The organism is Actinoplanes sp. NPDC026670, from assembly GCF_040638175.1.
GTDB lineage: Bacteria > Actinomycetota > Actinomycetes > Mycobacteriales > Micromonosporaceae > Actinoplanes.
Genome location: NZ_JBEZXU010000021.1, coordinates 123,938 through 144,598, shown reverse-complemented (window position 1 = coordinate 144,598; position 20,661 = coordinate 123,938). Strand labels below are relative to the sequence as shown.

Sequence of the window (20,661 nt, the reverse complement as noted above, 5' to 3'; positions counted from 1 at the left end):
CTGAGGGCATGACAGCGAAGGTGGGACGACCACGGGCGGCCTGGCCACTGCTCTGCGTGCTCCTGATCGTCGCCTACCTGGCCGCCGTCCTGCTCCTGCCGGACGACGGCGCCTGGACCGTCCTCGCCCGCGGCAGCGTCGTCACCCTCGCCTCGCTGGTCGCCGGCGCCGCCTGCCTGGTGGCCGCCCGCCAGGCGCGGGGCACCGACCGGTGGGGCTGGAACCTGCTCGGCGCGGGCCTGTTCTCGACGACCGCGGGCAACGCCCTCTGGCTCTGGCACGCGTCGACCTCCCCGGCCGGACCGCCGTTCCCCGCACTGTCGGACGTCCTGGTCATCGCCATGGTGCCGCTGTCACTGGCCGGCGCGGCGGCGCTCGGCGGGCTGGGCACCGCCGGGATCCGCGTCGTCCTGGACGGGCTGATGGTCAGCGGGTCGCTGCTCTTTCTCAGCTGGTGCACCCTGCTCGGCCGGCTCGTGCAGGACAGCACCCCGTCCCTGCTCCAGACGATCTTCATCTTCGCCTCGCCGATCGGTGACGTCGCCCTGGCGAGCATGGCGTTCATCCTGCTCGCCCGCACCGAGCGGCAGCGCCGGTCGGTCTTCGCGCTGGTCGGCTCGGGCATGCTGGCCGTGGCGGTCGCCGAGAGCGGCTTCGCGTACATGATGCAGATCGGCGCCTACAGTGCCGGCAACCTGGCGATGAACGGCTGGATCGTCGGGTTCCTGCTGATCGGCACCGGCGCGCTGCGCTCCCGCCGGGCCGGCGGCGCCCGGTCGCACGGTGACAGCGCCGCCTCCCGCGCCCTCTACGCCCTGCCCTATCTGCCACTGCTCGTCGCCCTGGTCGCGGGCGTGTTCGTCGACCTGTCCGAGGGCGGGATCGGCACGTTCGCCTACCTGCTGACGCTGGTCATCGTGGTGCTGGTGGTGGCACGGCAGCTCGTGGCCCTGCGCGACATCGTGTCGCTGACCCGCGAACTGCGGGCGGCGCTCGGCAAGGTGCGGCACCTGGCCACGCACGATCCGCTGACCGGGCTGCCGAACCGGGCCCTGCTGCACAGCCGTATCGAGGAGACACCGGCGCCGGCGCTGCTCTACATCGACCTGGACGGGTTCAAGCAGGTCAACGACACCCTCGGCCACGCGGCAGGCGACAAGCTCCTGGTCGCGGTGGCCGACCGGCTGCGCACCTGCGTCCGCTCGACCGACACGGTCGCACGTCTGGGCGGTGACGAGTTCGCCATCCTGACCGGCGGCGCCGAACCGGTCCTCACCGGCCTCGCGGACCGGGTGGTTCGGGTCCTCGGCGAGCCGTTCGACATCGACGGTGCACCGGTGCGGGTAGGCGCCAGCGTCGGCCTCGCCTGGCACCGCGACGGTGAACACCTCGCCGTCGACGAACTGCTGCGCCGCGCCGACCGGGCCATGTACGTGGCCAAGAGCCAGGGCAAGCACCAGTACATCTGTTTCGAGCCGGCGCTCACCTGAGCGGGGCCCGCACACCCCCGGACAGTGGGGAGTCGTGCAGCTCGAGCGTGGTCAGCACGGTCTTCTTCGGGACGTCGAAGACCAGCTTGCCGGTCACCTTCTCGCCCGGGGCCAGCTTCTGCACGAACGCCTCGACACCGCGGTTGGCGTACAGGCCGGCCAGCTCGTCGCTGTCGTAGGCGGTCTCCGACCCGTCGTACGCGGTCTGGGCCTGGCCGACGAAGTACTTCGAGTCGTCGCCGAAGTTACGCACCGTCAGGCTGATCACGCAGAACCGGCCCACGGCGGTGCGTTTGAGGTGTTCCAGACCGACCGTCGTCTTCGAGCAGTCCACCCGGGTGACGGTGAACTCGAACTGGCCGTCGCGCACCGGGTCGCCGAAGGCCGGGCCGGTCTTCTTCGGCGACGGGCTGGTGGCGGCGTTCCGGGGCGCCACCGCGGGGGCCGTCCCGGCGGCTTCCCCGGCCACCGGCACACCGCTGCTGAACTGCTGGGCGGCGATCCCGGCGGCGAACAGGGCCACCACCGCGACGATCGACACCAGGATCGCGACGGACACCTTGGCCGGGGAGACCGGCCGGGTGGCCCGTTCCTGACGGCGGCGCTGCTGACGAAGGTCGTGCGACATCTGACCACTCCACGGGGCCGGCCTGGTTCACTCCCCTCACTGTCAGCTACTTCGCCATACTGAACCAGTAATCCGGAATGATCAGCATTATTCTTCGCCCGAAAGGACAAGTCCGGCACCCAAGGACCGCCAGCCGTCGCCCAGCGACGGAATGGCAGCGCCATGACCATGCTGAGCGACGGCTGACGGTCTCGGCGACCAGTCACCCGCCGCGACGGCCCCGCCAGCCGTCGCCCAGCGCCGGAAAAGCGTCGCTATAGCGACGCTGAGCGACGGCTCACGGTCTCGGTTACGGCCAGCGGGCTGGGCGGGTCATCGGGTTTCGGCGGCTGCTGGGGTTGCGGTGAGGAAGCGGGGGCGGTAGGTGCCGTTCGGGAGTGCGGCGCGGACCGCGACCCGGACCCGGGTCAGGTCGGCCACGTGCAGCAGCACGCACAGCACCGGGCGGGCGGCCGCGCCGAGGGCGCCGGCGGCGTTCGCGGCGGTCACCGCCGGATGCGGTTCGCCGGTGGTCAGCAACCGGCCGAAACCGGCCAGGTCACCGGCGCGGAGAGCGTCGGCGGCCCGGGCCACGGTGCCGGCCGCGACGACCGGGCGCCGGGTCGTCACCGCGGCCGGGTCGCCCGGCTCGACGACGAGCAGCCGCAGACCGGCCGCCGCCAGGTCACAGGGCAGGTGTTCCACGGTGGCGTCGGCCCGGCGCAGGATCGCCTCCCCGGCCCGAGCGGTCAACGCGGCCAGCTCGGCGGCGTCGGCGGCCACCCGGGTCGTCCCGGACAGGTGGTAGAGCTCGGTGAACGCGCGGATCGTGGCCGCCGCCGTGCCCGCCGCCGTCGGGATCGACAACGACTCCGGCAGCCCGGTGTGCACGACCAGGGTGGCGCCGCCGATCCGGAAACCCGCGTTCCGCAGCCGGACCGCGGCCCGGATCGCCGGGCGGGCCCAGTTCGGCGCGGTGCCGGCCGTCCACTCGTCCGGGCCCAGCCGCACCCCCTCGGCGGGCCGGTTGCGGGAGCGCAGCTCCAGGACGCCGTCGTCACGGGCGGTGCCGGCCACCACGGCCCCCCACGGGACCGCCACCGCCAGGTCGGCGACCGGGTCGGCGAGCAGCCGCAGCCCGCCCGGCGCCGCGCTCACCACCTGCGGCTGGCTGCCGAACATCCGCAGGAACGTGTACGGCACCATCCGCACCTCGGCCGGGGCGTCGACCCGGGACATCACGCCGGTCATCAGGCCTCCGGCTTTCGGGCCAGCACCCGGTAGCAGTTGCCGCCGTCGGTGCGGGCGATGACCGCGCCGAGCACCTGGTCCAGGAGGTTGCCGCCGACCAGCAGCGGGACCGCGGCCACGAACGCCGTCTGCCGCAACAGCCGCCGGCCGCGGGTGCCGGGCGCCGGCGCCCAGGGCCGGTCCGGGTCGGGGACCAGGCTGTTCACCCACAGCAGCACGGCGCCGGCGAAGTCACACGGCTGGTGGGCACGGCCCAGTTCCACGGCCACCGGCTGGAGGCCCCGGTCGATCAGGGCGGCCGTCAGATTCCGTACCGGAAGAAGGTTGAGGTGTTCGGGTTGGAAGTAGGGAACCCAGTAGCCGCGCAGCAGGCGGGCCAGTCTGGTCGCCGGGTTCGGCACCTCGATCAGCAGGTGGCCGCCGGGTGCGACGACCTGGGCGGCGGCGTCCAGCTCGGCGCGCGGGTCGCGGGTGTGCTCCAGGTAGTGGTGCATGCTGACCACGTCGTAGCCACCCTCGAGCTTCTCGGCGAGGTCCGGGAACAGGCCCCGGTAGCCGGTGGACACCCAGCCGCGGCGCTGCGCGTCGTCGATCGAGTCGGAGATGTCCAGGCCGTCGAACACGGTGTCCGGGAAGACCTTCTGGGCGTACGTGCAGAAGTGCCCGTGCCCGGTGCCGACGTCCAGCCAGTTCGCCGGACTGGTGTGCCGGCCCACCAGGTCGGCGCGGCCCACGTAGGACGCCACCGACAGCCCGAACGCGTGCTCGGTGCTGTCCTCGCCGAGCCGGTCGTAGACGTCGCGGTAGTAGAACTCCAGGCCGTCGATGCTCAGCCGCGGGTTCTGGAAGACGTGCGCGCAGTCGTTGCACTCCACCAGCGTGAACCGGCCCGGTTTGCCCTGCACCCGGTCGCGGGTGTGCACCCGGACGGTCAGGCGGCGGCCGGAGCACCACGGGCAGTCCTCGCGGGGCGCCTCGAAGAACCGGTCGGTGCCGCCGGTCAGGTCCACCGCGTACTCCCGGCGGGCCTGTTCGCGCAGTTCCTCGCGGTCTCGGTCATACCGTGACCGCCAGGTTCCGCGGACCGTGCGCAGCCAGCGCCACGGTTCGATCAGCAGGCGCAGCCAGGCGGCGCGGTGCCGGTCGGCGGGCCGCATCGGCGTCCCGGCCAGGGTGAGGTACGGCTGGAGGCTGTACCCCACGAGCGCGGCCGCGCCCCACACCGGGTTCACTGCCACGGCCGCCGCCAGCAGCAGGTATCCGACGAGCCCGCCGGTCAGCGACATCGCCACGATCGTGCCGGCCGCGCGCATCCTGGCCTTGCCGGTCGCCGGATCGGCCGGCACCGCCCGCAGGCCGGGCACGACGACCAGGTCGGCGCCGGTCGGGGCGTACTTCTTGAGCCGGGCGGTCAGCCGGATCATCTCGGCCGGATCGAGGCCGGCGCCTGGGGTGACCGCGGCCCGGTCGGCGAGGCCGGCGCCTGGGGTGACCGCGGCCCGGTCGGCGAGCTCGGCCGCCACCAGCAGCGCGTGTCCGGCGCCTCGCCCGACCGCCATCCGGTCGGCGCGGTAGGTGCCCGGGTCGACCTCGCGGGCCAGCGCGACCGTCGCGGCGACCGGCAGATCGGCCGGGACCAGGTCGAGCGCGGCCAGATGGTTGGCGCGGGCGTAGGCGACGGCCGCCTGCCGGGTGGCCGCGTCGACCTCCACCCCGGCCGCGGTGAACAGCAGGAATCCGCCCGGATCGGGGTCGGTGGCCGGCGGCAGCACCGGCAGCGCGGCCAGCCGGCCGCGGGCCCGCAGCGCGCTCAGAACCAGGACCAGGACGATCAGGACGGCGGGCAGCACGCTCATGCGAGTTTCTCCAGGTGGTCGGCGGCCGCCGGGGCTCCGCCCGCGGCGAGGAAGGAATCCCGCACCCGGCGGGCGGCGGCGCGATAGGCCGGTTCGGACAACACCGAGACCAATGCGGTACGCAACTCGTCCGGCCCGCTGCGGGCGAAGCGGACACGCACTCCCGCCCCGGCCGCGGTCACCTGGCCGGCGATGACCGGCTGGTCGTCCCGGATCGGCGCGACGACCAGCGGCAGGCCGTGCGCGAGCGCCTCGCACACGGTGTTGTGCCCGGCGTGGCAGATCACCGCGTCCACGTGCGGCAGCAGGTCGAGCTGCGGCAGGAAGGGCCGGGCCAGCACGTACGGCGGCGGGTCGGGCAGCATGCCGGCCGGCGCGGCGACGATCAGCTGGACGCCGAGGGGTTCGGCGGCGCGCACCACGGCGTCGAAGAACCGGGCGCCGCCGTCGCCGTTGACCGTGCCCAGCGACACCAGCACCCGGCGCTTCCCCTGGTCGAGGGCGGGCCAGGGGAAGTCCGTGTCGTCCGGGCGGGCGGTGAGCGCCGGCCCGACGAACGCATAGTGCCCGGGAAACGCCCGGTCGCCGCCGAGCAGCGCCGGTGAGGTGAAAGCCAGCACCAGGTCGTCGGAGAACCGCAGGTCGGTCGACTCGGGGACGCCCGCGTCCCGGCACAGCGCGGCCATCCGCTCCCGGATCCAGTCGTCGACCTTCGGCATGGCCGCGTACGGGTCGGTGAACTCGCCGGACGTGGTCGCGCTGGTCGCCCAGGGCAGCCCGCGCCGCCGGGCGACCAGTGCCCCGGCGAGGGCCTGCTGGTCGGCGACGATCACGTCCGGCCGGAACGCGTCGGCGGCCGCCTCCACGCCGGGCCGGGAGGCGTACGCCAGCGGGACGATGAACTCCTCCCACAGGAACTTGAGCGCCCCCGCCCCGCGCAGCCCGAGCCGCCGCTCGTGGGAGTCGCGCAGCGCCGCGTCGAGCGCCGGGTCACCGGCGTCGTGGATCTCGTCGCCCAGCCCGGCCAGCGCCTGCGCGCGGCCCGCCCAGGCGACCCGGTGGCCGCGGGTGGTCAGCTCCCGGGCGACGGCGACGGCCGGGTTGATGTGCCCGGTCAGCGGCGGGACGACGAACAGGAAGCGGCTCATGACGCCGCCGTGTGCCGGTGCAGCCAGTCCAGGACGAGAGTGCGGACCAGCGGCGTCGCCTCCCGCAGCACGGTGTGCGCCTGGTCCGGGATCATGTGCAGGGTGCAGTCGGGCAGCAGCCCGGCCAGTTGCCGGCCGGCGGCCGCCAGATCCGAGTGCACCCCGTAGACGGCCAGCACCGGGCAGCGGATCGCGGCGAGCTCCGGGCCGTGCAGGGGCGGGGTGGCGGCCACGTCGTCGATGAGCGTGGTGCCGTTGAGCAGTTCCCCGGCCAGGCGGGCGGCCCGGGCGAGTTTCCGGTCGCCGAGTTTGCTCAGCTGGTCGGCGAGGTCGTCGTGGGCCAGGCCGAGCGCGGTGACGGTCAGGGTGTTGCTCATGTGCTCGGTCCAGTCGCCGGCGCCGTCGCCGACGGTGTGCGCCTCGATCACCACCAGCCCGGCCACGTCGTGCGGGTGGCGCAGCGCGAACCGCAGGGCCACCACCCCGCCGAAACTGTTGCCGACCAGGAACACCGGCTGCTGCACGCCGAGTTCGGTGAGCAGGGCGGCCAGGTCGTCGACGGCGTCGTCCACGGTGTACCCGGCCGGTGGCCGCTGCGACCGGCCGTGGCCGCGCAGGTCGTACATGATCGTCTCGGCGCCGGTTCCGGCGACCGGCCCGGCCAGGGTGTAGTAGAAGCTGGACAGGTTGTCCAGGATCAGTCCGTGCAGGAACACCACCACCGGCCGGTCGGCCGGGGCGCCCTCCGGCGGGCTGATCCGCTGGACGTGGAAACGCACGTCACGGGCGACGACATCGACCATGGCCGGGCCTCACACCGTCGCCGATTCGGCGAGACGATCGGAGATGTACGCCAGCAGCCGCCCCACCGTCAGCGACATGATCTCGTCGAGTTCCATGCCGGCGATGAACCCGGGGAAGTCGACCCGCTCGCCGTACCGTTCCCGCAGGATCTCGCCGAGGGCCACGAACTCGATGCTCTCCAGCGCCAGGTCGTCGTCGAACCGGGTGTCCGGGGTGATGTCGACGGCGAGCAGCACGTCGTCGCCCATCACCTCGGCGAGGTCCGCCCGCAAGTGGTCGAGAAGCTGGCTGGTGTCGGGCGCGGTCACGCGGTACCTCCTGTGCTCGGTGGTGCGGTGGTCCAGGCGACGACATGGGAGCCGTCCAGGATCCGGTGGCGGACCGGCCACCTCTGGCCGTCGACGGTGACGACGCAGCCGGTGGTGTCCAGGTCGGTGACCGCGAACCGGCGGGGCCGGCCGCCGAGCCCGGTGCCGGCGGCCTTGGCGACGGCCTCCTTCGCGGTCCACAGCCGGATCAGCAGTTCCGGCCGGTCCGCCGGGCCGGCGCCCTCGATCAGGGCGGTCTCCGCGGCGGTCAGCGCCACGTCGGCGATCGGGCGGTCGGCGATCGGTTCGATGTCGATGCCGACCGGTCCGTGTTCGGCGGCGATGCCCACGGCCAGCCGGCCGGTGTGGGCGAGCGACACGTGGAAGTGCTCGCCGGCCGGGCCGCGGGCCCACGGGCGGCCGTCGGCGTCGTTGCCGACCCGGATCTGGCACGGGAACAGGGCGCCGGGGGCTCGGCGCCACAGCAGCTCGCGGACGGCGTCCTTGACCGCCACCCGGCCGAGCAGCCAGTCACGCTGGGCGATCGGGGAACGGTCGGCGTAGTCGGCGCGTTCGGCGGCCACCAGGTAGCGGCGCATCACCAGTTCCCGGGTGGCGGTGTCCGGCCAGCGTTCCCGGACCAGGCACCAGCCGTCCGGCTGCGGTTCGGCGGCACCGGTCTCGCCGGGATGCTGTTTGAGCTGCCACATGCGTTCGTCGGTGGAGAACCGGTGGGTGGCCCAGTCGGTGATGGTGATCCGCGTCCGGCCGTCGCCGTCCACCAGCTCGGCGTCGGCTCGCATCCGGTCGGCGGTCAGCTCGGTGATCCGGGCGGTGCAGCGCAGCCGCTCGCCGGGGCGCGGGGGCGGGCCGAACCAGCGGACCGCGCCGATGCCGATCGGGAACACCACCTGGTCGGCCTCGGCGCTGACCTGCATCCAGTGGCCGATCAGCTGCCCTGCCGCGTCGAGCAGGGCGCCGGGGGCGGGCAGGGCGGTCAACTCGCCCCGGATGCCGTCGGCGGCGACCGTGTCGAGGCTGGTGATGCCGGCGTAGGCGGGGCCGTGGAACATCCAGCCGTCGGCGTAGAGCCTGGTGGCGTCGATGGGGGCCGGGTGTTCGTCGCGTAGCGGGGTGGTGTCCGGCGGCGGGGCGGGTGGCGGGGCGGGGGCCAGCAGTACGGTGCTTGACGCGTACCCGTCGATGGTGACCTTGATCTTGGTCTTGTCGGTGTCGTCGGTCCTGATGGTGGCGGTGACCGGCGGGGCGACCGCCAGCCAGCGGCGGACGCGGACCTGTTCCAGTCCGACGACGGTGAGTCCCGGGGAGGCCGTGCGGGCGGCGTCGGCCATCAGTTCCAGGAGGCCGGTGAGCGGGACCACCGGGAATCGGTCGGCCGGGTCGGGCCAGCCTTCGGCCTGCGGAATCAGGCTGTGATCGGTCAGCCAAGGCATGGCGTCCAGCGAGCATTCCACGGTGCTGGTCGTGATCGTCGGCTCGGCGGGCTGCGGCGCGGCCCGTCCTCCCGCCGATCCTCCCGTGGCCCTTCCCGCCGATCCTTCCGCCGGGCTTCCCGTCGGGCGGGTCTGTGGTGCGGTCAGCCAGGCTTCGGAGATCGTCTGGGCCGCCGCGGCGGTGTCGGTCAGCGTCGCGGCCAGCGCGGCGAGCACCGGATGATCGGTCGCGGACAGGGCCGGGAGCGGCGTCGCGGCGACCGGTTCCGGGATCAGCGGCGGCACCGTTCCGGCCAGGCGCACCGGCGGCGCGCCCAGCGCCAGCCGGACCGGAGCGCCGGTCCTCGCCTGCTTCGCCTTCTTCGCCGTGGGCAGCCGGTCCCATCTCGGCGAACGGCCCTCCACCCACAGGGCGGCGGCCACCCGGCGCAGCTGCGCGAGGCCACCGCGCGCCGGAACGTGCGCGGCGATCGACAGGTGCTCGCGACGGCCGAGGGTGTCGCCGACGAAACCGGTCAGGCTGCCCGGTCCGACCTGGACGAAACCGCGGACGCCGGTGTCGTGCAGGCGTTCCAGCAGTTGCCGGAACCGGACCGGCTCCAGCAGGTGACGGACGAGCAGCTCACGGACGTCGGCCGGACCGGCCGGATAGGGCTCCAGGGTGGTCGCCGACCAGACCGGGGTGTGCGGCGGATCCAGCGGCAGCACCTCGAACGACGCTCGGACCTCGGCCAGGTAGGGCGTCGCCATCGGGGTGTGGAACCCGGACCGGAACGCCAGCACCTCACCGGGCACCCCGGCCGCCCGCAACCGGTCGAGGCCGGCCCGGATCGCCGCCGGTGGGCCGCACAGCACCGACTGGTGCGGGCAGTTGTCGTGCGAGACGACCACGTCGGGCTCCGCGACCAGGGCGAGTGCCCGGTCGGCGGCGCACCCGACGGCGGCGTAGTCGACCTCCGGGATCGCGACGGTGCCCGGCCGCAGTGAGTCCACGAACCGGTCGACGGCTTCAGCCCGGTAGCTGCCGGCCGCCACCATCGCGGTCCACTCCCCCAGGCTGTGGCCGGCCATCAGGTCCGGGGTCACGCCCAGGTCGCCCAGCGCCTCGGCCAGGAACCGGCCGACCGCGACCACGTCGGCGCCCCGCGAGTGCAACTCGGTGCCGCCGGTCAGACGTGGAACCGACCGGCTGAAATGTCCGGCGACGTCGTCGATCCGGGGTGCGAACTCCGGTTCGAAGCCGGGAAACAGGAACGCCAGCGTGCCGGGGGCGGTGAGCAGGGGTTCCGTCGTGAACCAGATGTCCTCCCGGCCGCGCCAGGGGCGTCCGCGTTCGACGACCTTGCGGGCCAGGGCTAGGCGGCGGGGTGTCGGCGCGACGATCGCCAGGCGGCATGGTCCGGCCCCGGGCGTCGCCGCGCCCGCGTCGGCCCCGGCCGTCTGCTCGGCCCCGGCCGTCGCCGCGAGTGCCAGCAGCCTGTCATCCGGAGCCGCGAGTTGAGCGGCGAGCGCGTCACGGTTGTCCGCGGCGAGGAGTAAAACCGGCTCAGCGACGGCTAGCCGTCGCTGAGCCAGGTTATCCGTACCGCTTGAGGTGTCTGAGGTCCGGCTAGCCGGACATTCCTCCAGCACGATGTGAGCGTTGATGCCGCCGAAACCGAACGCGTTCACCCCGGCCCGGCGCGGCCCGTCCGACTCCCACGGCTCGGCCGACGTCACCGGGCGGCAGCGGGTCGCCGCGAGCCCCGGATGCGGTTCGTCGACGTGCAGGGTCGGCGGCAGGACACCGTGATGGACGGCGAGCGCCGCCTTGATCAGCCCGGCCATCCCGGCCGCCGGCATGGCGTGCCCGATCATCGACTTGACCGTGCCCAGCCCGATCGCCGGCCCGTCCCCGCCGAACACCCGGGCCAGCGTGGCCAGTTCGGCGGCGTCCCCGACCGGTGTCGCGGTGCCGTGCGCCTCCACCAGACCGAGCGCATCCGGGGCCGCCGGATCCAGCCCGGCCGCCGCCCACGCCCGCTCGACGGCCAGCACCTGACCGTCCGGGCTGGGGCTGACCAGGCTGGACGCCCGCCCGTCACTGGCCACCCCGACCCCGCGGACCACCGCGTAGATCCGGTCCCCGGCCGCGACCGCGTCGGCGTGCCGTTTGAGCACCACCACCCCGGTGCCCTCGGCCATCAGGGTGCCGTCGGCGCGCCTGTCGAACGGCCGGATCCGCTCGCTCGGGCTGAGCGCCCGCAACTGGGTGAACACACTCCACAGCGTCGGGTCGTGGCAGACGTGCACCGCGCCGGCGAGGACGGCGTCGCAGCGGCCGGTCGCCAGCTCGCGGACTGCGGCGTCGACCGCGAGCAGCCCGGACGCACAGGCCGCGTCGACGGTGTAGGACGGCCCGCGCAGGTCGAACCGGTTGGCGACGCGGGCCGCCGCGAAGTTCGGCACCAGCCCGATCGACGCGTCCGGGCTCTCCGGCCCGAGCGCGGCCAGGAACTGCTCCCGCACCCCGTCGAGCTGGCCCGCGGACAGTCCGGGGACGAGCTCGCGCAGCGTGGACAGCAGTTGGGTGACCGTGCGTACCCGCTGGTCGAGCCGGGCCATGCCCGGGGTCAGATAGCCGCCCCGGCCGATGATGACACCGATCCGGGACCGGTCCGGCAGCGCGTCCACACCGCCGGCGTCCTCGATCGCCTCGGCCGCCGCCCGCAGGGTGAGCAACTGGTCCGGGTCGGTGCCGGCGACCGCGGCCGGCATGATCCCGAACCGGGTCGGGTCGAACGACGCGACCTCGTCGACGAACCCGCCCCGCCGGCAGTAGAACCGGTCCGCGACCGGCGGCCGGTGATAGGCCCGCGGGTCGTAGAAGGTCGCCGGATCCCACCGGGAGACCGGAACCTCGCCTGTCGCGTCGACGCCGGCCACGATGTTGCGCCAGAACTGCTGGGTGTCGGCCGCGCCGGGAAAGACCGCGCCCATCCCGACGATCGCGACCGCGCTCACTCGAACGTCTCCAGCGGCGCGTTCAGGAACCCGACCTGGCACCTGTCCGCCGGTCCCCACGCCAGTTCGGCCAGCAGCGCCGCCACCCCACCGGCCGGGTCGATCATGCCGACGCCGCGGCGGGCGTACTCCCGGGCCAGCTCCGGGGTGACCATGCCGCCCGCCTGCGGCGCCCACGGTCCCCAGTCGACCGACAGGACCCGGCGGGCGACCCGGCCGTGCCGCCAGGTGCGGGCCAGCGTGTCCAGGGCGTCGTTGGCGGCCGCGTAGTCGACCTGGCCACGGTTGCCGAACACGCCCGACACGCTGCCGAACACCACCAGGTGCGCGAGGTCCGGCGGCGCGGCGGCGACCAGCGCCCGGGCGCCGTCGACCTTGGTGCCGAAGACCCGCTCGAACGACTCCGGAGTCTTGTCGGCGATCAGTTTGTCCTCGCACAGGCCGGCGCCGTGCACGATCGTGTCGAGACGCCCGTGCCGGCCGCGGACGTCGTCGACGAACCGCGCCACCGCCCCGGCGTCGCGCACGTCGAGGGCCGTGTAGCGCACCGACGCGGCGGTTCCGGCGAGCCGGTCGAGGGTCAGCCGGATCTCCCGTTCGGCGGCGAGACGGCGGGCGGCGGCGCCGATCTCGGCCGGGTCCCGCATCCCGCGTTCGACGAGGAGGCGACGCAGTCCGGGCTCACCGTCCGCGGCCATCACCAGCGGGTCCGGTCTTTCCAAACCGATGGCGGTACGGCCGACGAGCTCGACGTGACAACCTGAGGCGTCGGCGAGCGCTGTGGCAACCGCTGCGGTGATCCCACGGGCGCCGCCGGTGAGCAGCACCACCGACTCGGGCCCGAACCCGGCTGCCCGGCCGGCCGCGGCCACGTCGACCGGTTCGTCCACCGGTTCGCCGGTCACCCGCAGCGTGTTACGGGTGCCGTTGGTGTACCCGACGACGACCGGCCCGTCCGGCGTGCCGAGTTCGTCGACCAGATGCCGCGCGATCTTGCGGGGCGCCTCCTTGGGGTCGACGTCGACCGCCCGTACCAGAAGATCGGGGTATTCCCGGGCGACGGTCCGGATCAGCCCGCGCAGTCCCGCGCCGGGTGCCGGATCGGTTGCCGTGTCGCCGGCCCAGCCGTGCCCGAACGTCCCCGCCGACCCGGTGACCACGATCAGTGACCGCACCCCGCCGAGCACGGCCCGCCGCACGACGCGGAAGACCTCCGGCACGTCGGGCGCCGGCTCCGGCCCCAGCCCGGCCAGGTAGACGAGCCCGTCCGCGTCCGGCACGTCACCCGCGCCGTCGTGGACCTCGCCGGAAGCCCCGGCGTCGTCGAGCAGGTCGGCGAGCTCGAGGCCGATGCCGCGCCCGTCGGCGACGATCGCGATCCGGCGGCCGGCCAGCACGTCCGCCCGCCCTCCGGGCAGGTGCGCGATCGGTTCCACCCGCACACCGAACCGTTGCAGCATCCCCTCGTCACCCACGCGCCTTCCGGCGCCCACCGGACCGTCCTGCGGTATCGCCGGGCCAGACCGCGAGCCGTCGCTCACGCGCCTTTCGGCGCCTTCATAACCGTTGTGGCGTACGGCTGAGCCCGCCAGCCGTACGTCAGCATGGTCATCCGGGTGTGATTCGGTCGCTGAGCGACGGCTGACGGTCTTGACCGTGGCTGCCTCGATCCAGTCGGCGATGCCGCGGATGGTCTTGATCCGGGCCAGCTCCTCGACGACCGACTCGTCGATCTGACCGCCCACACCGCCGAACCCGAGGCGGTCGGCCAGCTCACCGATCAGCTCGGTCCGCTTGATCGAATCGACCGACAGGTCCGCCTCCAGATCCAGGGCCGGGTCGAGCATCTCCGGCGGGTAGCCGGTCCGCTCGCTCACGGTGGCCACCACCAGCGCGAGGATGTCGATCTGCGGGGCCGGCGCAGCCGCACCGGGCCGTGACTGCGCCTCGATCCAGTCGGCGATGCCGCGGATCGTCTTGATCCGGGCCAGTTCCTCGACGACCGACTCGTCGATCCGGCCGCCGACACCGCCGAACCCGAGCCGATCCGCCAGCTCACCGATCAGCTCGGTCCGCTTGATCGAATCGACCGACAGGTCCGCCTCCAGATCCAGCCCCGGATCGAGCATCTCCGGCGGATAACCGGTCCGCTCGCTCACCGTGGCCACCACCAGGGCGAGAACGTCCAGTTGCTCAGGGGCCGCGGCCGGGACCGCGGGAGGCGGACCGGCGACGGGCACCGGAACGCCGGAGAGCGGCGCGGCCGGCGGCGAGGTGAGCGGCACGGCGGGCGGCGCTGTCGGCGGGGCGCCCAGGTAGCCGAGCATCACCTCGCGCTGGGTGGCGACCAGTTCCCGGGTGCTGCGCAGGAACTCCATCACGGCCGCGTCCCGTTCGGCGGCCGGGGCGGTCACCGGCGCCGGGGCCGGCACGCCGGCCACGACCTCGGCCGGCCGCAGCCCACCGGGCAGTGACTGTCCGTCGGCGGTACGGACGAGATGCCCGTCGACGGTCCAGCCGGGGCGGGCCGGCACCGCGTCGACCGAGACGACGGCGGCGTCACGGCCGGCGAACAGCGCTTCCGGATCGACCGCGACACCGGTGACCGCGAGTTCGGCCAGTACCCGCAACAGCCGGGGCAGGCCCGCGTCACCGTCCCGGTCGAGGGCCACGGCGACGTACGGCCGGTCGCCGAGGATGCTCCGGGCCAGTCGGGTGAGCACGTCACCGGGGCCGGCTTCGACGAAGGTGCGGGCGCCGGCGGCGTACATCGCCTCGATCTGCTCGGTGAAGCGGACCGGGTCGGCGATCTGGCGGGCCAGCAGCGCACGGATCCGGCCGGGCTGCTCCGGGTAGGGCGCGGCCTCGGTGTTGCTCCACACTTCGACGGACGGGGCGGCTACCTGGCGTTCGGCGAGTTCGGCCCCGAAGGTGACGGCGCCGGCGGCGACCACCGGGCTGTGGAACGCGCACGCCACCGGCAGCCGTTTCGCGCCGATCCGCAGTGCGGCCAGGGTTTCGAGGGCGGCCTCGATCGCCGGGGTCGGTCCGGAGATCACGGTCTGGGCGGGCGCGTTGTGGTTGGCGAGCACGACGTCCGGGTGGGCGGTGAGAACCTCGCGGACCCGGTCGGCCGGGGCGGAGACGGCGGCCATCGCGCCGGGGTCGTCGCCGGCCGCGCCGAGGATCGCCGCGGCCCGCGCGGAGCTGAGCCCGACCAGGTCGGCCGGGTCGAGGGCGCCGGCCGCGGTCAGCGCCACGACTTCGCCGTAGCTGTGCCCGGCGAGCTGATCGGGGCGTACCCCGAGCGAGGTGAGCAGCCGGTACGCGGCCAGGTCGGCGATGCCGAGGGCGGGCTGCGCGACCCGGGTGTCGGCGAGCGCGGCCCGCTGGGCCCGTTCGGCAGCCGTGTCGAAGGCGGCGGGCGGGAACATGACGTCGGCGTACCGGGCGGCGGGCCCGTCGATCGCCGCCCGCAGTCGCGGGAACGCCACGAACAGGTCGGCCAGCATCCCGGGCCGCTGGCTGCCCTGGCCGGGGAAGAGGAAGGCGACCCGGCCCGGCCCGGTTCCGGCGTTCACGAAGACGCCGCGGCTCGGGTCGGCGGTGCAGTCCCGGGCCGGCGCCAGGGCCGTGGTGAGCCCGTCCAGGTCGTGGGCCACGATCGCGATCTGGACCGGCAGGCCCGGATCGGCGCCGGCGGCCAGCGTCCACGCCAGATCACGCAGCCGCCACGGCCGGCCGGCCGCATCGTTGGCGCTGATCAGGGCGGTCAGCCGGTCGAGGTGCCGGAGGGCCGCCGCCCGGTCCGCGCCGCGCAGGAGGAACAGTTCGGCAGGCCATTCGTCGAGGCCGTGTGCGGGTTCGCCACCGCCGTCGTAACCGGCGACCACGGCGTGGAAGTTGGTGCCGCCGAACCCGAACGCGCTGACCCCGGCGATCCGCTCGGCCGGCGGGCGGGCCCACGGCCGGGCGGTCCGGTCGAACCCGAACGGGCTGGTCGCGCTGTCCCAGTACGGGTTCGGCGCACCCAGGTGCAGGGTCGGCGGCCGGACCCCGGTGTGCACCGCGTACGCGGCCTTGATCAGCCCGGCCAGCCCGGCGGCGCATTTGGTGTGCCCGACCTGCGACTTGACCGAGCCCAGCGCGGTGCTTCCGGGCGCCGCCCCGGCTTCGGTGAACGCCTCGGTGAGCACGGCCAGCTCGGTACGGTCCCCGACGACCGTGCCGGTGCCGTGTGCTTCGACGAGTCCCACGTCGGCGATCGACAGCCCGGCCCGGGTGTAGGCCCGGTCGAGGGCGAGGCGCTGTCCCTGCGGCCGGGGCGCGGTCAGCCCGAGCGACCGGCCGTCGCTGGACCCGGCGACGGCTTTGATCACCGCGTACACCCGGTCGCCGTCCCGTTCGGCGTCGGCCAGCCGTTTCAGGGCCACACAGGCGACGCCCTCGCCGAGCGCGATCCCGTCGGCCTCGGCGTCGAACGTGGCGCACCGCCCCGACGGCGACAGCGCCCGGACGGCGGCGAACATCAGGTAGTCGTAGATGCCGTTGTGCAGGTCGGCGGCGCCGCACAGGACCAGGTCACTGGTGCCGGCGGTCAGCTCCTTGCAGGCCAGGTCGAGGGCGGCGAGCGACGCGGCACAGGCGGCGTCGACGGTGTAGTTGACGCCACCGAGGTCGAGGCGGTTGGCGATCCGCCCGGCGATCACGTTGGACAGCACACCGGGAAACGAGTCCTCGGTGACCGTCGGCAGGTGCGCGTCGAGCTCCGGCGGCAGGTCGCCGAGGTAGCCGGGCAGCAGCGCCCGGAACCCGTAGGCGGTGGCCAGGTCGTGGCCGGCTTCGGCACCGAAGATGACCGAGGCTCGATCGCGGGCGAACGGCCGGTCGGCGTATCCGGCGTCGGCCAGAGCACGGGCGGCGACTTCCAGGGCCAGCAGTTGTACGGGTTCGATGCTCGCGAGACTGGCCGGCGGGATCCCGTACCCCAGCGCATCGAATTTGATCTCCGGAAGGAACCCGCCCCACTTGGACGGTGTCGCGTCGCGCCGGGGCCGCCGGTAGGCGCCGGGGTCGAAGTAGCGGCCGACGTCCCAGCGCCCGGCCGGGATCTCGGTGACCGCGTCCAGGCCGGTGACCGTGTTGTGCCAGAAGGCGGTGAGATCCTCGGCTTCCGGCAACACGCAGGCCATGCCGACTATGGCGATGTCGAGCGGCTCGGGTTCACGCACGACCGCCGGAGCGGGCGCGAAGTCCGCCGCCCGCCGGGCGAGCAGGGCGTCGGCGCCGTCGGTGACCTGCCGGTGCAGTTCCGCGATCGTGGTGGTGGCCGACCGCAGGGTGGCCACGTCGCCGATCATGTACATGCCGTCGCGTCGCTGGGTGTCGCCGTCGACCTCGCGGAGTTCACCGTCCTGGCGGCGCAGGCCCTTGCTGGCCACCCGCAGCCGGCCCAGGTTCAGCCGTTCCAGCTCGGCCCAGCTGTCCTGCACGCTCGCCCCGGTCTCGGCGAGCCGCTGCCGGGCCAGGGCGAACGTCTCGACATACCCGGTGCGGGCGCAGCGGGTGGCGTGCCCGGGTGAGGTCTCCAGCAGCACCGTCGCAGCGGTCTCCACGGCCACCCGCTGGAACGCCGGGACGATCGCGCCGCCGCTGACCGCCTCCTCGGTGAACAGGTAGGCGGTCCCCATCAGCACGCCGATCTGCGCGCCGCGGGCGACGAGCGGGGCGGCGAGCGCGGCCACCATCGCCGAGGAACGTTCGTCGTGGATGCCACCGGCGAACAGCACCCGGACATCGCTGAGGTCGTCGTCGAAGGCGAGCAGCCGGTCGACCTGGCTCTGCCACAACGGGAAACTGGCGCGCGGCCCGACGTGGCCGCCGCATTCGGAGCCCTCGAAGACGAACCGGCGCGCCCCCTGGCCGAGGAACCGGTCGAGCAGGCCCGGTGACGGCACATGCAGGAACGTGGTGATCCCGGCGGCGTCGAGCGGCGCGGCCTGGTCCGGCCGCCCACCGGCGATGATCGCGTACGGCGGGCGCACCGCCAGCACCGCGTCGAGCTGGGCGGATCGCACCTCGGGCGGCGAGAAGCCGAGCAGCCCGACACCCCACGGGCGGTCGCCGACGAGTTCGGCGGCGCCTGCCAGCAGTCGTGCGGTCTGTTCGCCGTCCATCAGAGCGAGCGCCAGGAACGGCAGCCCGCCGCCCTCGGCCACCGCGGCGGCGAAGGCGGCCTGGTCGCTGACCCGGGTCATCGGCCCCTGCACGACGAGCCGGCTGCGCCCGGAGGCGGTCCTCGCCGCCGCGGTCACGCCCTCGACCGCCGCGTCGCTGATCGCGCGGACCACGGCCGCCGCGGACCGGTGGCGCTCGGCGAGCGGCCGGGCGAACGCGGCCTCGGCGCCGATCGGCAGCAGCTGCCGGTGCAGGTCACGGAGGCCGAGGTGGGCCGGAACACCGCCCGGCCCGGCGGCCAGCGCGGCGATCGGCAGGTCGGGGCGGGTGTAGACGCGGTGCCCGTCGACCACGACCGTCTCGGTGCCGTCCATCGCCCGGATCGCGGACGCCACCCGGTGCGGCAGGCTGACCTCGGCGACCAGGGCGAGCTGGCCGTCGAGGACCACTCCGGCGCCGCCACCGGCGAGGACCCCCGCGGCGGTGTGCGGGCCGATCCCGCCGGCCACCCAGACCGGGGTGCCCGGCAGTGCCGCCGTCAGCGTCTGGAACAGCACGAACGCGGTGAGCGACCCGATCCGGCCGCCGGCCTCGCTGCCCCGGGCGACCAGTCCGGCCGCGCCGGCGGCGAGCGCCGCGCGGGCCTCCTGCTCGGACACGACCTGGACCAGCACCGGACGATCACTGGCGGTCGGCGCCCAGGCCGGGAGCAGGTCGAGCGCGGGGGCGTCGACGACGATCGCGCGCACCTCGTCCGGCAGGTCGGCCGGGTCCAGAGGGCAGCCGGGGGCCGGGCGGACCGCGAATCCGCCGGGTGCCCGGCGGGCCGTCTCGGCGAGGGCCTGCCGGGTCTCGGCCAGTCGGTGGCCGAGGTCGAGGACACCGAGCCCGCCACCGCGGGCGACGGCGGCCACGAGGCCGGGGTTGGGTTCTCCGGTGGGGCACAGACCCATCACGAGATTGCGGGGTACGGCTGACATCGTCGGCCCTTTCCGTCACGCAGAGGTGATCCGCACGGTCACGCGCAGGCTCGAAGAATTTCGCCGGTTTGACCTGCTTCGCGTGCTTCCGAAGCTAACAGCGATCGATGGCTTTGGATACATACCGTCCCGAGAAGGAAACGTCATTCCATCGAAGGATGTCAATAGAGAATCTTGAATTCACCGAGCGTACGGGGCATGTCCATGCGCGACTGGCCACCTTTGGCGGAGCAGATTCAATCGACGGACATCGATAGTTGACGTCCGTCAGGCTCTCGCAGCCAATGTCAGCGTTGGCTCACCGCGCTGTTAACATTCAGTGAACCCGACTCGAGCACCGCCCGGCTCATCGGCGCGATCAACTCGACGAACCGGGCACACCCGCCGGCGCCGAGCACCGCATAGGCGGGAGCGGCCAGCCGGTCGGTCGCCGCCTCGATCCACTCCCGCTGCGCCCGCCCCCGATCGGTCAGCGCCGGCTCGTCACCGTCGATCAGCCCACGCTCGCGCAACCTATCTGTCGCGGCGGCCCACTGCTCGTCGCTCCAGCCCCGGCTGCGCTGCACGAACCCACGTGGCACCTCACCCGACGTGACGTGCAGGACCAGTGCCTCCAGCCCGGTCAGCCCGGCCAGCAGCAGCGCGGCGACATGCCCGTCGCCGCGGAACTCACGCAGCACCGTCTGCGCCTGCCAGAGGATCAGGTGCGGCGCCTGCGGCCAGGGCAGCGCGGCGTGCGCGGCGAACAGGGCGCGCCCCTCCGGACGGCCGGCCACCGACTCGGCGGCGCGCCGGGCCAGCTCGGCGGCCTCGCACATCCCGGCCGACCCGATCGCGTCGCCGAGCACCCGGGTCAGCGCGGCGTCGGCGGCGTCCAGCCGGGCCGCCAGCACCGCCGCCGGCGTCGCGTGCTCCCATGCGGACGGCAACGCGCGGGCGACCAGCTCCGGGTTGAAGTTGAAGAAGGCGGCCGTCACCGCACCCGGCCCGACCGGCCCCATGGCCGCCGCCCGCGACGCGAAGTACCCGGCTCGGGGATCGATGCCCAGGGCCGCGTAGCGCTGATGGGCCTCGGGCGCGAAATAGATCAGCCCGTGCAGCGCCTCGGCCGACCGCCACGTCCGGCGCACCAGCCCCGGATCGAGCACGGACGGCTCCAGCCAGGGGACATCCACCGAACCCGACATAGCGCCACCTTCATCGACGACGTTACCGACGGGTAGCCTCGCATACCGGGCGGCGGCCTGTCACGACCACGTTCACCATGGGCGACAATCTTGCGACCATTCCCGGTCAGCGGGTGGCCGCGACGGACGTCGAAGTTCGGCCACGTTGGGTACCGGCGCCGCGGCTCCGGGCTCACCGGGCAGCGTCACCGGTGGGTCGAGCGGCCCGGCGCGGCGCCACCGCGCCGGGCGTTTCTCAGGGTTCGTCCGCTTCAGACCTGCAACGGCGGGCGTTTCTCGGGGCTCGTCCGCTTCAGACCCGCCACGGCGGGCGTTGCTCGGGGTTCGCCCGCTTCAGACCCGCCACGGCGGGCGTTGCTCGGGGCTCGTCCGCTTCAGGCCCGCCACGGCGGGCGT

Annotated in this window: 10 protein-coding genes; 1 reads left to right on the top strand and 9 read right to left on the bottom strand. The window is 74.1% G+C overall.

The genetic code is table 11. From position 1 onward, the window contains the following. Nucleotides 1-8 precede the first annotated feature (8 nt). Complete coding sequence (locus AB0E94_RS22190) at nucleotides 9-1,490, top strand: GGDEF domain-containing protein (protein ID WP_360328939.1); 1,482 nt, start codon at nucleotides 9-11, stop codon at nucleotides 1,488-1,490. On the opposite strand, the gene AB0E94_RS22185 is transcribed toward AB0E94_RS22190, so the two are convergent. The 9 genes from AB0E94_RS22185 to AB0E94_RS22145 all read right to left on the bottom strand — a co-directional run bounded on the left by AB0E94_RS22185 (nucleotide 1,483) and on the right by AB0E94_RS22145 (nucleotide 20,265). Further along, complete coding sequence (locus tag AB0E94_RS22185) at nucleotides 1,483-2,118, bottom strand: DUF4352 domain-containing protein (protein WP_360328937.1); 636 nt, start codon at nucleotides 2,116-2,118, stop codon at nucleotides 1,483-1,485. The genes AB0E94_RS22190 and AB0E94_RS22185 overlap by 8 nt on opposite strands. A 312-nt stretch (nucleotides 2,119-2,430) precedes the next feature. Continuing rightward, nucleotides 2,431-3,348 carry a hypothetical protein gene (locus AB0E94_RS22180; protein ID WP_360328935.1) on the bottom strand — a complete coding sequence of 306 codons (918 nt, stop codon included), beginning with the start codon at nucleotides 3,346-3,348 and terminating at the stop codon, nucleotides 2,431-2,433. Further along, on the bottom strand, nucleotides 3,348-5,204 hold the full coding sequence (locus AB0E94_RS22175; RefSeq protein WP_360328933.1) for a class I SAM-dependent methyltransferase: 1,857 nt from the start codon (nucleotides 5,202-5,204) through the stop codon (nucleotides 3,348-3,350). The genes AB0E94_RS22180 and AB0E94_RS22175 overlap by 1 nt, the downstream gene beginning before the upstream one ends. Continuing rightward, nucleotides 5,201-6,352 (bottom strand): glycosyltransferase, encoded by a 1,152-nt coding sequence (locus AB0E94_RS22170; protein WP_360328931.1) that lies wholly within the window; start codon nucleotides 6,350-6,352, stop codon nucleotides 5,201-5,203. The genes AB0E94_RS22175 and AB0E94_RS22170 overlap by 4 nt, the downstream gene beginning before the upstream one ends. Next, nucleotides 6,349-7,155 (bottom strand): alpha/beta fold hydrolase, encoded by an 807-nt coding sequence (locus AB0E94_RS22165; protein WP_360328929.1) that lies wholly within the window; start codon nucleotides 7,153-7,155, stop codon nucleotides 6,349-6,351. The genes AB0E94_RS22170 and AB0E94_RS22165 overlap by 4 nt, the downstream gene beginning before the upstream one ends. A gap of 9 nt (nucleotides 7,156-7,164) precedes the next feature. Next, on the bottom strand, nucleotides 7,165-7,464 hold the full coding sequence (locus tag AB0E94_RS22160; protein WP_360328927.1) for a hypothetical protein: 300 nt from the start codon (nucleotides 7,462-7,464) through the stop codon (nucleotides 7,165-7,167). Next, on the bottom strand, nucleotides 7,461-11,921 hold the full coding sequence (locus AB0E94_RS22155) for a beta-ketoacyl synthase N-terminal-like domain-containing protein (RefSeq protein WP_360328925.1): 4,461 nt from the start codon (nucleotides 11,919-11,921) through the stop codon (nucleotides 7,461-7,463). The genes AB0E94_RS22160 and AB0E94_RS22155 overlap by 4 nt, the downstream gene beginning before the upstream one ends. Then, nucleotides 11,918-19,078: an SDR family NAD(P)-dependent oxidoreductase gene (locus AB0E94_RS22150; protein ID WP_360328924.1), complete on the bottom strand. Its 7,161-nt coding sequence runs from the start codon at nucleotides 19,076-19,078 to the stop codon at nucleotides 11,918-11,920. Before AB0E94_RS22150 ends, AB0E94_RS22155 begins: the two co-directional genes overlap by 4 nt. A 287-nt stretch (nucleotides 19,079-19,365) precedes the next feature. After that, a complete protein-coding gene (locus AB0E94_RS22145; protein ID WP_360328922.1) occupies nucleotides 19,366-20,265 on the bottom strand; it encodes a hypothetical protein in 900 nt (299 codons plus the stop codon). Nucleotides 20,266-20,661: the final 396 nt, after the last annotated feature.